The sequence below is a fragment of the Streptomyces sp. RLA123 genome (assembly GCF_056270165.1).
Map to the genome: position 1 here is coordinate 5,384,853 of NZ_JBWDOR010000003.1, position 13,752 is coordinate 5,398,604.

The following is a 13,752-nucleotide window of genomic DNA, read 5'->3' on the forward strand; positions in this document are numbered from 1 at the left end:
CCACGGCGCGGAACCGATTTGATACCGCCCCCGTCGACGCCGGTAATCTGAGGTATTCGCCGGACCGAGCTCGCCCCCGGCGGACCCCACCGACCGCTTCGTCGTCTGAAGAGAGCACCGTGGCCGCCGACAAGATCGACACCATCGTCAGCCTGAGCAAGCGCCGTGGCTTCGTTTTCCCCTGCAGCGAGATCTACGGCGGTCAGAAGGCCGCCTGGGACTACGGACCGCTGGGCGTGGAGCTCAAGGAGAACATCAAGCGCCAGTGGTGGCGTGCGATGGTCACCTCGCGGGAGGACGTGGTCGGCATTGACTCCTCGGTGATTCTGGCCCGCGAGGTCTGGGAGGCCTCGGGCCACGTCGCCACGTTCACCGACCCGCTCACCGAGTGCACCTCCTGCCACAAGCGTTATCGCGCGGACCACCTGGAGGAGGCGTACGAGGCCAAGCACGGCCACCTGCCTGCCAACGGCCTCTCCGACGTCAACTGCCCGAACTGCGGCAACAAGGGCGCTTTCACCGAGCCCAAGCAGTTCTCCGGACTGCTCTCCACCCACCTGGGCCCGACCCAGGACTCGGGCTCGGTCGCCTACCTGCGCCCCGAGACCGCCCAGGGCATCTTCACCAACTTCGCCCTGGTCCAGCAGACCTCGCGCCGCAAGCCGCCGTTCGGCATCGCCCAGACCGGCAAGTCCTTCCGCAACGAGATCACGCCGGGCAACTTCATCTTCCGGACCCGTGAGTTCGAGCAGATGGAGATGGAGTTCTTCGTCAAGCCGGGCGAGGACGAGCAGTGGCAGGAGTACTGGATGCAGCAGCGCTGGGACTGGTACCTCGGTCTCGGCCTGCGCGAGGAGAACATCCGCTGGTACGAGCACGCCAAGGAGAAGCTCTCCCACTACTCCAAGCGCACCGCCGACATCGAGTACCGCTTCAACTTCGGCGGCACCGAGTTCTCCGAGCTGGAGGGCATCGCCAACCGCACGGACTACGACCTCAAGGCGCACAGCCAGGCCAGCGGCCAGGACCTGTCGTACTTCGACCAGGAGGCCGGTGAGCGCTACTTCCCGTACGTCATCGAGCCCGCGGCCGGTCTCAACCGCGCCATGCTCGCCTTCATGCTCGACGCCTACAACGAGGACGAGGCGCCGAACGCGAAGGGCGTGATGGAGAAGCGCACCGTCATGCGGCTCGACCCGCGCCTGGCCCCGGTCAAGGTCGCGGTGCTCCCGCTGTCCCGCAACCCGCAGCTCTCCCCGAAGGCCAAGGGGCTCGCCGCGGACCTGCGCCGGCACTGGAACATCGAGTTCGACGACGCCGGCGCCATCGGCCGCCGCTACCGCCGCCAGGACGAGATCGGCACGCCGTTCTGCGTCACCGTCGACTTCGACACCCTCGAGGACAACGCGGTGACGGTGCGCGAGCGCGACACCATGAAGCAGGAGCGCGTCTCGCTCGACCAGGTCGAGTCCTTCCTCGGCGGCCGCCTGCTCGGCTGCTAGGTCCCGGCCCGCACGGACGCCACGGACGAAGGCGCCCGGTCACCCCTGTGGGGGAGACCGGGCGCCTTTTGCGCGGTGTGCCCGCTTCAGGACGCCAGGCCGCGCAGGATCAGGTCGCTGACCGCGGTGAACGCGGCGTCGATACCGGGCGCGCACCACTCGGCCGCGTAGGCGGGGTCGTGGAAGCGTCCCGCGGCGTCGAAGACGGCCCGTGCCGCGACCTCGGGGTCCCCTGCCGTGAAGTCGCCCGCCCCTGCGCCCTCCCGGATGATCATGGACAACTGTCCGACCAGGTCGCCGACATGACGCTCGATGACGAGGCTCTGCTCCGCCGCCAGCACCATGTACGTCGCGAACAGCTCCGGGTCGCCGCCCGCCTTGCGCCGCTTCGCCGCGAAGAGCGCCGCGAGCCAGGCCCGCAGCCGCTCCGGCGCGGGGCGGCCCGCGTCCCGCGCTATCGCGGAGAGCTCCGCGTGCGACTGGTCCAGCCAGCGCTGGGTGACCGCCTCCCGCAGCGCGGCCTTGGTGCGGAAGTGCCGGTACACGCTGCCGTGGCTGACACCGAGCGCGCGGGCCACGTCGACCACGGTGGCCTTCGCGGGGCCGTAGCGCCGCAGCACGTCCTCCGTGGTCTCCAGGATGCGTTCTGCGGTCAGCGTCTCGGGTGGCATGGTGGACATTCTCCCAGGGCCGGGGCGGTGCCCGTCAGTGCTGCCGCTCGCTGTCCAGGTGTCGCATCTGCGCCGCCGGATAGCGGTCGCCCGCCGCCGCGCCGACCGGGACGGCCCTCTCGATGGCGGCGAGGTCGGCCGCCTCGAAACGGACGTCCAGCGCGCCCAGAGCCTCGCCCAGCCGCTCGCGGGTGCGGGCGCCGACCAGCGGCACGATGTCCTCGCCCTGGGCCAGCACCCACGCGATGGCGGTCTGCGCGACGGAGACGCCCTTCTGCTCGGCGATCTTCCGCAGCGCGTCCACCAGCGCCAGGTTGTGGTCCAGGTTCTCGCCCTGGAAGCGCGGGCTCATCGCCCGGAAGTCGTTCGCGGCGAGCTGCCGGTCGCGGGTGAAGTGGCCGCTGATCAGGCCGCGGGAGAGCACGCCGTAGGCCGTCACGCCGATGCCCAGCTCGCGGGCGGCCGGCAGGATCTCGTCCTCGATGCCGCGGGATATCAGTGAGTACTCGATCTGCAGATCGCTGATGGGGGCCGTGGCGGCCGCGCGGCGCAGGGTGCCGGCGCTCACCTCGGACAGGCCGATGTGGCGTACGTGGCCGGCCTGCACGAGTTCGGCGATGGCGCCCACGGTCTCCTCGATCGGCACGGCGGGGTCGACCCGGGCGATGCGGTAGACGTCGATGTGGTCGGTGCCCAGGCGCTGCAGCGAGTAGGAGGCGAAGTTCCTCACCGAAGCGGGGCGGCCGTCGTAGCCGAGCCACTCGCCGCCGGGGCCGCGCAGGGCTCCGAACTTGACGCTGATCACGGCCTTTTCGCGGTCGGCGCCCGCGGATCGCAGGGCCTCGCCGATGAGTGCCTCGTTGTGGCCCATGCCGTAGAAGTCGCCGGTGTCGATCAGTGTGATGTCCGCGTCCAGGGCCGCGTGGATCGTGGCGATGGACTCGGCGCGGTCGGCTTCGCCGTAGAGGGCGGACATGCCCATGGCGCCGAGACCGAGCGCGGAGACGGCCGGGCCGGTGGTGCCGAGGGTGCGGTCGCGCATGGGGGCGCTCCTTGGATCGGATCAGGGGATCGCGTGGTCAGGGGGTGTGTTCACCACCATGGCACATGCGCTGACAGATTTCAATATCTGTCAGCGCATGTGCCATACCGCTCCATGTGTCGATCGGTGGTACGCCCGTCAGGACCGCCGGGCCGGTGCCTCACCCCACGTGCCGCGGCAGCCGCAGACTGAACAGCGCCGTGCCCAGGACGGCGGCGAGCTGGACGACCAGCACGATGACCAGGGCGTCCCGCATTCCGTGCCCGGGCGCGAGGGAAAGGAAGAGGGTGCCGAGCGTGGCCACACCCAGGGCGAGCGCCGACTGCTGCGCGGTCACCATGACGCCGCTGCCCACACCGGCCCGGGAGGCCGGTACATCGGCCAGCACCAGCCGGAACAGCACGGGCAGTTGCAGCCCCTGTCCGAAGCCGGCCAGCGCCAGCCCCGGCAGCAGCGCCCAGCCGCTCATCCCCCCTGCGTTCCACTCGCGGGCCACCGACACCGCCAGCACGGCGACACCCGCCGCCTGGATCAGGCCGCCCGCGGTGACCACGCGCCCCCCGTAACGGATGACCAGGCGCGGCCCGGCCAGCGAGGCGATGAAGAAGGCCACCGCCATCGGCACCAGCGCGGCGCCGGCCTCGACGGGGCCGAACGCCAGGCCCTCCTGCAGCGCGACGGCGATCACGAACATGAAGCCACCGAAGCCGATGGAGAACGGCAGCACCAGAGGCAGTGCCCTGCGCATCCCGGCCGAGTGGAACAGGCTCGGCGGCACGAGCGGGACCCGCCCCGCGCGGTCCGCCCGGCGCTCGACCAGGTAGAAGGCGACCGAGGCGAAGGGGAAGAGCACCAGCGACACCCAGGTCCACACCGGCCACCCGGCGGCGCGGCCCTCGGTCAGCGGCGCGAGCAGAGTGATCAGGGACACCGCCAGCAGGAACGTGCCGGGACGGTCCACGGGCGCCGGGTGCTCGGAACGGGTCTCCGGCACAGTGCGCGCGGCGAGGAACAGGCCGATCACCGCGACCGGCACGTTCACCAGGAAGACCGCGCGCCAGCCGGTGCCCGCGATGTCCGCGGCGACCAGGATGCCGCCGAGGATCTGGCCGGCGACCATCGACAGGCCGGCGGTGGCACCGTACAGGCTCAGCGCCTTGGCCCGGCGGTGGCCGGAGGTGGCGGAGTGGATGGTGGCCAGCACCTGCGGCAGCATCAGCGCCGCCGACGCGCCCTGCGCGACGCGCGCCGCCACGAGGGTCCAGGCGTCCGGCGCGAGGCCGCAGGCGAGCGAGGTGAGGCCGAAGGCCGCCATGCCGGCGAGGAAGAGCCGCCGGCGGCCGAAGGTGTCCCCGAGCCGGCCGCCGAGCACCAGCAGCACGGCGTAGGCCACGCCGTAGCCGGCGACGACCAGCTCCAGCAGGGCCGGTCCGGCGTGCAGGTCGGACTCGATGGCGGGCAGGGCGACGTTGACGATGAAGAAGTCGATCAGCGGCAGCGCGGCGCCCAGCAGCACGGTGAACAGGCCCAGGGGACTGAGCGCGGGGGAGGCGGGCGAGGTGGGCGATGCTGCGGAAGTGGTGGAGGAGGCCTCGGGAGCGGGAGGGGCGGACGAGACGGCGGTGTCACTGCAGACGTGGATCACCCGGGGCTTGACCTGAGCCCGGGAGGGCAGGCCGGAGGAGACGGAGAGGTCGTTTCGATCGGTCACATATGCCACGATGGGCCCCTCTCCAGAGTGGTACCAGAGAGCGTTTATCCAGGTATCACGACCACCTGGCAATGGGCTGGGCCATGGGGCACCCTTGGAGTCATGACGACGACCGCAGCAGCCCGGCTGGAGCTCGCCTCCTTCCTCCGCAGCCGCCGGGAGCGGATCGCCCCCGAGCAGGTCGGCCTGCCGCCCGGGCGCCGCCGCCGCACCCCGGGTCTGCGCCGCGAGGAGGTCGCGCAGCTCGCCTCGGTCGGCGTCACCTGGTACACGTGGCTCGAACAGGCCAGGGAGATCCAGATCTCGGACCAGGTGGCCGACGCCGTCGCCCGCGCACTGATGCTCGACCCGAACGAGCGCACCCATCTGTTCCTGCTCGCCGGCGTCACCGACCCCAATCCGCGCGCCCGGTGCCCCGGCATGTCGGACCAGATCCGCGAGATGCTCGCCAAGCTGGAGCCGCTGCCGGCCGCCGTGCTCAACAGCCGCACCGACGTCATCGCGCACAACCGCACCTACGGGCGGCTGGTGGCCGACCTCGACGCGCTGCCCTTCGAGGACCGCAACATCATGTGGCTGGTCTTCACCGATCCCGCCTGGCGGGTCGGCATGCCGGACTGGAAGGAGACCAGCCGGCTGATGGTCGCCAAGTACCGTGCCGCCATGGCCGAGCACCTCGCCGAGCCCGCATGGAAGTCGCTGGTGAAGCGGCTGGAGCAGGCGTCGCCGGAGTTCCGCGAGTTCTGGGAGCGCCATGAGGTCCAGGAGCCGGAGAACCGCACCAAGCGTTTCCTCAACCCCCGGGTCGGCCTGCTGACCTTCGACTTCACGCACCTGTGGCTCGGCCCCCGGCAGGGCCCCCGGCTGGTGACCTACACCCCGGCGGACGACGTCACCCGCGAGCGGGTGCAGGCTCTGTACGAGCTGGCCACGGCCCCCGGCGCGACCGCGGCCGCGCCGCTTCCCGCATCCGCGCCCCAGGTCGTGCCGGCCTGACTCAGCCGAGCCGTGCCCGGGCCTCCATGAGTGCGAAGCCCAGCAGGTTCGGCCCGCGCCACTGTGCCGGGTCGGCCGCGCGCTCGTCGTCGGCGGCCAGGCCGATGCCCCATATGCGGTCCACCGGGCTGGCCTCCACGAGCACCCGCCGGCCCGTGCCCAGCAGATAGGCGCGCAGCGCCTCGTCCTGGCCGAACTTGGCCACGTTGCCCGCCACGACGAGTTCCGAGCGCCGCCGTTCCCATGCCTGGCCGTCGAAGCCGCGCACCAGCCGGCCCAGTCGCTTCGCGGCGTGCGGATGCGGCGCGGCGAGGATCTTCGCCAGTGTCTCCTCGTCACCGAAGAGCCGGGCCTTGCCGGACATCATCCAGTGTTCGGCGGTGGGGTACACGACGCCGTCGACGGAGAACTCCGAGGGCCACCACTGGCTCAGGCATCCCGCGCCCACGCTGCCGTCCTGCTGCGGCCGGTGCCCCCAGAAGAACAGGTACTTCGGCCGTGTGCCCTGCGCCGTCAGCGCCACGAGGGCGTCGTGGTCGCGCACGTCGCCCGGCTCGGTGATCCGCGTCTGCGTCATGCCGCGACGGTAGCGCGGGGGTCCGACAGCGGGCACCGGGATCACCCGTCGAGCAGCCGGCCCAGCACGCGGTCCAGCAGGACGAGTTCGTCCTGCGGCAGGGCCACCAGCGCCGGCGGCGGGGTGCCGAGGATGCGCTCCGCCTCGGCGGCGGCCGCGGCACCGGCCGCGGTGACCGCCACGACCTTGCGGCGGCGGTCGTCGGGGTGCGGGGTGCGGTCCACCAGGCCGCGCCGGGCCAGGTCGTCCACGACGAGCGTGATGTACGGGCGGTCCGACATGAGGTCGGACGCGAGTTCGCCCGGGGTGACGGGCGCGGCGGCGATCCGGCGCAGCGCCTTGACGCGGAAGAAGCTCATGCCGAGGGCGTCGGCCACCTCCCGGCGGCGCTCGTTGCGCTCCAGGACGAGGGTGCGCAGGTTGCGCCACACACGGGCCGGCGTCGCGTCGTTCATCTTGCCGCCGCCATCTCCCGGGGCTCCTCGGCCTCCAGGCGCTGCGCGGCCCGGGCCGCCGTGCCCGCGGCCCAGGAGCCCGTCGTCAGCCAGCCCAGCACCAGGACGACCACGCCGCAGCCGGTGATGATCCACCACGCCGTGATGTCGAGTCCGGCCGCCAGGGCCGCGCCGACGACGGCGACGCCCAGCGACTGGCCGACCTGACGGCTGGTGGAGGCCACGGCGGCGGCGACCCCCGCCTGGGAGCGCGGCATGCCGGAGACGGCGGTGTTGGTGATGGGGGCGTTGACGAAGCCGAAGCCGATGCCGAACAGGACGTACCCGGTGAAGAGCAGGATGTCCGAGGACTGGCCGTGCAGGGCGGCGAAGACCACGCCGCTCGCCGTCGTCGCGGTGCCCGCGAGCAGCAGCGGCAGCCGCGGCCCGCGGCTGCCGACCATGCGGCCGGACAGCGGGGCGAAGACGAGCGCCATGGCGGCCATCGGCAGCAGGTGCAGTCCGGCGTCCAGGGCGGACAGCTTGCGCACGTCCTGGAGGTACAGGGTGTTGAGGAAGAGGAAGCCGGCGAGCGCGGCGAAGGCGCTCACCGCTATCACCGTGGCCCCGCTGAACGGCGCGCTGCGGAAGAAGCGCGGGTCGATCAGCGGTTCCTTGCGCCGCCGTTCATAGCCGATCAGGGCCGCCGCCGAGCTCGCTGCGACGACCAGGCAGCCGATGATGAGGGGCGAGCCCCAGCCCGCTCCCGGCGCCTCGATGATCGCGTACGTCAGCGAGCCGAGCAGCGCGATGATCAGCAGCTGGCCGACGAGGTCGATGCGGCGGGGCCTGGGCGCCCGGGACTCGGGGACGAAGCGGGCGGTCAGCACCAGGGCGAGGAGCCCGATGGGCAGGTTGATCCAGAACACCGAGCGCCAGCCGATGGACTCCACCAGCGCGCCCCCGACGATCGGGCCGGCCGCCATGCTGATGCCGACGACGCCGCCCCACACACCGATGGCCCGCGCCCGCTCCCGCGGGTCGGTGAAGACGTTGGTGATGATCGACATCGCGACGGGGTTGAGCATCGAGCCGCCGACCGCCTGGAGCATCCGGAAGACCACCAGCCACTCCAGGCTGGGCGCGATGCTGCACAGGCCCGAGGCCACCGTGAAGATCACCAGACCGAGGCGGAAGATCCGGCGCCGTCCGATCCGGTCCGCGGTCGATCCGGAGAGCATCAGGAGCGAGGCCAGCACCAGGGTGTAGGCGTCGATGGTCCACTGCAGTCCGGAGATCGAGGCGTGCAGATCGGCGCGCATGGACGGCAGGGCCACGTTGAGGATCGTGTTGTCGAGGCTGACGATGAGCAGACTCATGCAGCAAATGGCCAGCACCAGCAGACGCCTGCGGTGGCTGAGCTCCGGCATCGGTACCCCGTCCGCTCCGCCGGGACCGCCGTCCCGGACTTTGGTTCTACTTGTGTAATCATTTCAATCTACACCCACCCCGCTCCCCGGTCTCCCGCGCATACGCGAGAATGGGCGCATGACTGCAGACGCCATCACCGCCCCACCGCTCGCGATCGGCCCGCACACCGTGTGGCCGCCTGTGGTGCTGGCACCGATGGCCGGGATCACCAACGCCCCCTTCCGCACGCTGTGCCGGGAGTTCTCCGGGGGCAAGGGGCTCTTCGTCTCCGAGATGATCACGACCCGCGCGCTGGTCGAGCGGAACGAGAAGACGATGCAGCTCATCCACTTCGACGCTGCCGAGAAGCCGCGCTCGATCCAGCTGTACGGCGTCGATCCGGTCACCGTCGGCAAGGCCGTCCGCATGATCGTCGACGAGGACCTGGCCGATCACATCGACCTCAACTTCGGCTGCCCGGTCCCCAAGGTGACCCGCAAGGGCGGCGGCGCGGCCCTGCCGTACAAGCGCAACCTGCTGCGCAACCTGCTGCGCGAGGCGGTCGGCAACGCCGGTTCGCTGCCCGTCACGATCAAGATGCGCAAGGGCATCGACGACGACCACCTCACCTACCTCGACGCCGGCCGCATCGCGGTCGAGGAGGGCGTCGCGGCCGTCGCCCTGCACGGCCGCTCCGCCGCGGAGCACTACGGCGGCACCGCCGACTGGGAGTCGATCGCCCGCCTCAAGGAGCACGTCCCGGAGATCCCCGTGCTCGGCAACGGTGACATCTGGAGCGCCGAGGACGCGGTGCGCATGATGCGCGAGACCGGCTGCGACGGAGTTGTCGTCGGCCGCGGCTGCCTCGGCCGGCCCTGGATCTTCGGCGACCTCGTGGCGGCGTTCGAGGGTGACGGCGGCGGGGCCCCGGCGGCCCCCGCGCTACGTGAGGTCGCGGCGGTGATGCGCCGCCACGCGGAGCTGCTGGGGGAGTGGCTGGGTGACGAGGCGCGCGGTGTCATCGACTTCCGCAAACACGTCCCCTGGTACACCAAGGGCTTCTCGGTGGGCTCGGAGATGCGCCGCAGGCTCGCCATGGCCTCCTCCCTGGCGGAGCTCGACGAGCACCTGAACGCTCTCGAACTCGACCAGGATTGGCCGGATGGCGCCGAGGGCCCGCGTGGCCGTACCGCCGGCGGCAAGCGCGTCGTGCTCCCGGACGGCTGGCTTGAGGACCCGTACGACTGCTCGGTGGTCGTCGGCGCCGACGCGGAACTGGACACTTCCGGCGGCTGAGGGCATTCCGTCCGGCGGCAGAGGTGTCCGCGGGGCCTGACGCGGTGTCGGCGGGGCGAGTGATTCTCGCCACGTCTGATAGGGGCATTGCTCAGATGAGCATGTCGAGTGTCACGTCATCTCTCTTAGGGGTGGCACTGAGTGCCGTCGTTGTCGTCGCCATCCGGTCAAGGCATCCCTCGCATGGAGTAACAGATTCCGCCTGTGGTGATCACGTGGCGGCATCATGTGTTCGAGGATTGAATGCATCCGTGGCCCACCCGAATCGGTCCGGCGCTTTCGATCTATCGGCCGATGGGTGGTTACAGCCGTGTGACCTGGTGATGGACGTACTGCAGTGCCTTAGGGATGGGTACGCTCCCCGCCGTCAGGGCATCCCGGCCGCGAGGAGCGAGTCCCGTGTCGGAAGAACAAGAAATCCAGAAGTTCGTCTACGACTTCACTGAGGGCAACAAAGACCTCAAGGACCTTCTCGGCGGCAAGGGCGCCAACCTCGCCGAGATGACCAACCTCGGCCTGCCCGTCCCTCCGGGCTTCACGATCACCACCGAGGCCTGCAAGGTCTACCTGGGATCCGGCGCCGAGCCCGCGGCCCTGCGCGACGAGGTGAGTGCGCACCTCGACGCGCTGGAACAGCGGATGGGCAAGAAGCTCGGCCGGCCGGACAACCCTCTTCTGGTCTCCGTGCGTTCCGGGGCGAAGTTCAGCATGCCCGGCATGATGGACACCGTCCTCAACATCGGCCTGTCCGACGAATCCGTGGCCGGGCTCGCGGCGCAGGCCGGCGACGAGCGCTTCGCCTGGGACTCCTACCGCCGCCTGATCCAGATGTTCGGCAAGACCGTGCTGGGCGTGGACGGCGACCTCTTCGAGGAGGCCCTGGAGGACGCCAAGCGCGCCAAGGCCACCCACAACGACCTGGACCTCGACACCGCCGACCTCCGGGGCCTGGTCGAGCAGTTCAAGGCCGTGGTGGCCAAGGAGACCGGCCGGGACTTCCCGCAGGACCCGCGCGAGCAGATGGACATGGCCGTGAGGGCCGTCTTCGAATCGTGGAACGGCGAGCGCGCCATTCTCTACCGCCGCCAGGAGCGCATCCCCGGCGACCTCGGTACGGCGGTCAACATCTGCTCCATGGTCTTCGGCAACCTGGGCCCCGACTCCGGCACCGGCGTCGCCTTCACCCGTGACCCCGCGACCGGCCACCAGGGCGTGTACGGCGACTACCTGTGCAACGCGCAGGGCGAGGACGTCGTCGCGGGCATCCGCAACACCGTCCCGCTCGCCGAGCTGGAGCAGCTCGACAAGGCCTCCTACGACCAGCTCATGAAGATCATGGAGACCCTCGAGACGCACTACAGGGACCTGTGCGACATCGAGTTCACCATCGAGCGCGGCAAGCTGTGGATGCTGCAGACCCGCGTCGGCAAGCGCACCGCGGCCGCGGCCTTCCGCATCGCCACCCAGTTGGTCGACCAGGGGCTCATCGACGAGGCCGAGGCCCTGCAGCGGGTCAACGGCGCCCAGCTGGCGCAGCTGATGTTCCCGCGCTTCGACGAGAAGGCGAAGTCCGAGCGGATCGGCTGGGGCATCGCCGCCTCGCCGGGCGCGGCGGTCGGCAAGGCCGTCTTCGACTCGTACACCGCGGTGAAGTGGTCGCGCTCCGGCGAGAAGGTCATCCTCATCCGCCGTGAGACCAACCCCGACGACCTCAACGGCATGATCGCCGCCGAGGGCATCCTCACCTCGCGCGGCGGCAAGACCTCGCACGCGGCCGTCGTCGCCCGCGGCATGGGCAAGACCTGCGTCTGCGGAGCCGAGGAGCTGGAGGTCGACACGAAGCGGCGGCGGATGACGGCGCCGGGCGGGATCGTCGTCGAGGAAGGCGACGTCGTCTCCATCGACGGCTCCTCCGGCAAGGTCTACCTCGGCACCGTCCCCGTCGTGCCGTCCCCGGTCGTGGAGTACTTCGAGGGCCGCATGCACGCGGGCGCCGACGACGCCGACGAACTCGTGCAGGCGGTGCACCGGATCATGGCGTACGCCGACCGCGTCCGCCGGCTGCGGGTGCGCGCCAACGCCGACAACGCCGAGGACGCCTTGCGCGCCCGCCGTTTCGGCGCCCAGGGCATCGGCCTGTGCCGTACCGAGCACATGTTCCTCGGCGAGCGCCGCGAGCTCGTCGAGCGGCTGATCCTGGCCGACACCGACACCGAGCGCGATCAGGCACTGGACGCCCTGCTGCCGCTTCAGCGGTCCGACTTCGTCGAGCTCTTCGAGGCGATGGACGGCCTGCCGGTGACCGTGCGCCTGCTCGATCCGCCGCTGCACGAGTTCCTGCCCGACATCACCGAGCTGTCGGTGCGCGTCGCCCTCGCCGAGTCCCGCAAGGACGCCAACGAGAACGACCTGCGGCTGCTCCAGGCCGTCCACAAGCTCCACGAGCAGAATCCGATGCTGGGTCTGCGCGGCGTACGCCTCGGCCTGGTCATTCCGGGCCTGTTCGCGATGCAGGTGCAGGCGATCGCCGAGGCCGCGGCCGAGCGCAAGAACGCCAAGGGCGACCCGCGGGTCGAGATCATGATCCCGCTGGTGGGCACCGTCCAGGAGCTGGAGATCGTCCGCGACGAGGCCGAGGGCGTCATCGCCGAGGTCGAGGCCGCCACCGGTACCGAGCTCAAACTCGCGCTCGGCACGATGATCGAGCTGCCCCGGGCCGCCCTGACCGCCGCGCAGATCGCCGAGGCCGCGGAGTTCTTCTCCTTCGGCACCAACGACCTGACCCAGACCGTCTGGGGCTTCTCCCGCGACGACGTGGAGGCCAGCTTCTTCACGGCCTACCTGGAGAAGGGCATCTTCGGGGTCTCCCCGTTCGAGACCATCGACCGCGACGGCGTCGGCTCGCTGGTGAAGTCCGCCGCCGAGGCCGGTCGGGCCACCCGGCCCGGTCTCAAGCTGGGCGTCTGCGGAGAGCACGGCGGCGACCCCGAGTCCGTCCACTTCTTCCACGAGGTGGGCCTGGACTACGTCTCCTGCTCCCCGTTCCGCATCCCCGTCGCCCGCCTGGAGGCGGGCCGTGCCGCCGCCCAGAACAGGGGCAATGGCAGCCGGTGAGCACCCCGGCGCCGTAGGACCATCTCCCACCCTCACCGGGGGCGGCACCTTGTGCGAAGGTGCCGCCCCCGCTCCCCCTGGCCGCCGCCGCGGGCGTACTGCTCCTGCGGGGGGCGGGAGCGGGGATCTGGTCGGCGTCCCGGGCCGGCGACGCGCTCGGTGTCCGCGGGGAAGCCTGGGAGGCGGCACCGCGGATCGCGTCCCACGACCCGCTGGGCGTCGGGCTCGACCGTGCCGGCGCGGTCGAGCCCGCTGACGTCCCCGGCAACCTGTAGCTGAACCGACTGGTGGAGACCGGCCCCGCCGGACTGCTGGGCGTGCTCGGCATCACGGTGGTCGCTTTGTTGTGCGCGGCCCGGGCCGCGCGCGAGAAGTCGGTGATCGGGACCGCGGGACGGGCCGCCCTCACCGGGTTCTCCCTGAGCGGGGTGATGGACCACCCCGCTCACCAGGACCGGATCGCCACCCTGCTCCGGCTCGTCCTGGGTCTCGTCATGGCCGAGGCGCCCGCCGGCCCGCGCCGTTTCGCCGCACCCCTGCCCGCGCCCCGGCACGGTGTACGGCCCGGTCCCGGCCGCCCGGCGGCACCGCTGCCGGTCCTCGCACGACGGGCGGAAGCGGGTATGCGACGCCCGTCAGCTGCTCGGAGACCGCCCCACGCATCCCGCCCGGCCCGCCAGGACGGATCGGGCGCAGCGCACCGGCAGCGTGCCCTCCTCCGCGGCCCGGGCGACGACGCGGTTGCCGATACCGGCCAGGCGCTCGGCGACCTCGCGGTTCCTCGCTCCGGGGTACGCCTGGAACACGCCCGGCGATCGCGTGCGTTCGGCTGGGGACGCTGACCCCACGCCCGCCCGGGGTGTCCGCCAAGCGCAGGTGGTCGACACACCGCCGTTCATGCCCGCATTGTCGACTAGCAGGTCCAGCCGGTCGGCGTCGTACTCCCTCGCGAAGGCGCCTACCGAGGACGAGTCGCCGAGGTCCAGGTGGCCCGCGCGG

At 71.3% G+C, this 13,752-nt stretch carries 12 protein-coding genes; 6 read left to right on the plus strand and 6 right to left on the minus strand.

What is annotated here, in order from left to right:
• Positions 1–119: 119 nt before the first annotated feature.
• Entirely contained in the window at positions 120–1,502 is a 1,383-nt protein-coding gene (locus RV983_RS24520) for a glycine--tRNA ligase (RefSeq protein ID WP_475987885.1), read from the plus strand.
• Positions 1,503–1,588: 86 nt separating this feature from the next.
• On the opposite strand, the gene RV983_RS24525 is transcribed toward RV983_RS24520, so the two are convergent.
• From RV983_RS24525 to RV983_RS24535, 3 genes are all read right to left on the minus strand, one after another.
• Positions 1,589–2,173 carry a TetR/AcrR family transcriptional regulator gene (locus RV983_RS24525; RefSeq protein ID WP_475987886.1) on the minus strand — a complete coding sequence of 195 codons (585 nt, stop codon included), beginning with the start codon at positions 2,171–2,173 and terminating at the stop codon, positions 1,589–1,591.
• 34 nt (positions 2,174–2,207) lie between these two features.
• Positions 2,208–3,215, minus strand: a complete 1,008-nt coding sequence (locus RV983_RS24530) for an aldo/keto reductase (protein ID WP_475987887.1) — start codon at positions 3,213–3,215, stop codon at positions 2,208–2,210.
• A 160-nt stretch (positions 3,216–3,375) separates the two neighbouring features.
• Positions 3,376–4,731: an MFS transporter gene (locus tag RV983_RS24535; protein ID WP_475990441.1), complete on the minus strand. Its 1,356-nt coding sequence runs from the start codon at positions 4,729–4,731 to the stop codon at positions 3,376–3,378.
• Between the two features lie 297 nt (positions 4,732–5,028).
• Between RV983_RS24535 and RV983_RS24540 the strand changes: the two genes are divergently transcribed.
• Positions 5,029–5,922, plus strand: coding sequence for a helix-turn-helix transcriptional regulator (locus RV983_RS24540; RefSeq protein ID WP_475987888.1), 894 nt, complete (start codon positions 5,029–5,031; stop codon positions 5,920–5,922).
• A gap of 1 nt (position 5,923) precedes the next feature.
• Here RV983_RS24540 and RV983_RS24545 read toward each other — a convergent pair whose 3' ends face one another.
• The 3 genes from RV983_RS24545 to RV983_RS24555 are packed head-to-tail and all read right to left on the minus strand — an operon-like array spanning position 5,924 to position 8,363.
• Positions 5,924–6,499 (minus strand): NADAR family protein, encoded by a 576-nt coding sequence (locus RV983_RS24545; RefSeq protein ID WP_475987889.1) that lies wholly within the window; start codon positions 6,497–6,499, stop codon positions 5,924–5,926.
• Between the two features lie 41 nt (positions 6,500–6,540).
• Positions 6,541–6,954 (minus strand): MarR family winged helix-turn-helix transcriptional regulator, encoded by a 414-nt coding sequence (locus RV983_RS24550; RefSeq protein WP_475987890.1) that lies wholly within the window; start codon positions 6,952–6,954, stop codon positions 6,541–6,543.
• The gene (locus tag RV983_RS24555; RefSeq protein ID WP_475987891.1) at positions 6,951–8,363 is read right to left on the minus strand and encodes an MFS transporter; all 1,413 of its coding nucleotides are present in this window, start codon (positions 8,361–8,363) and stop codon (positions 6,951–6,953) included. Before RV983_RS24555 ends, RV983_RS24550 begins: the two co-directional genes overlap by 4 nt.
• Before the next feature lie 118 nt (positions 8,364–8,481).
• Between RV983_RS24555 and dusB the strand changes: the two genes are divergently transcribed.
• From dusB to RV983_RS24575, 4 genes are all read left to right on the plus strand, one after another.
• A complete protein-coding gene (dusB, locus tag RV983_RS24560; protein WP_475987892.1) occupies positions 8,482–9,639 on the plus strand; it encodes a tRNA dihydrouridine synthase DusB in 1,158 nt (385 codons plus the stop codon).
• A 417-nt stretch (positions 9,640–10,056) separates the two neighbouring features.
• Positions 10,057–12,753 (plus strand): pyruvate, phosphate dikinase, encoded by a 2,697-nt coding sequence (ppdK, locus tag RV983_RS24565; protein WP_475990442.1) that lies wholly within the window; start codon positions 10,057–10,059, stop codon positions 12,751–12,753.
• Positions 12,754–12,812: 59 nt separating this feature from the next.
• A complete protein-coding gene (locus tag RV983_RS24570; protein WP_475987893.1) occupies positions 12,813–13,028 on the plus strand; it encodes a hypothetical protein in 216 nt (71 codons plus the stop codon).
• Positions 13,029–13,040: 12 nt separating this feature from the next.
• Positions 13,041–13,595, plus strand: coding sequence for a hypothetical protein (locus tag RV983_RS24575; RefSeq protein ID WP_475987894.1), 555 nt, complete (start codon positions 13,041–13,043; stop codon positions 13,593–13,595).
• Positions 13,596–13,752 lie beyond the last annotated feature (157 nt).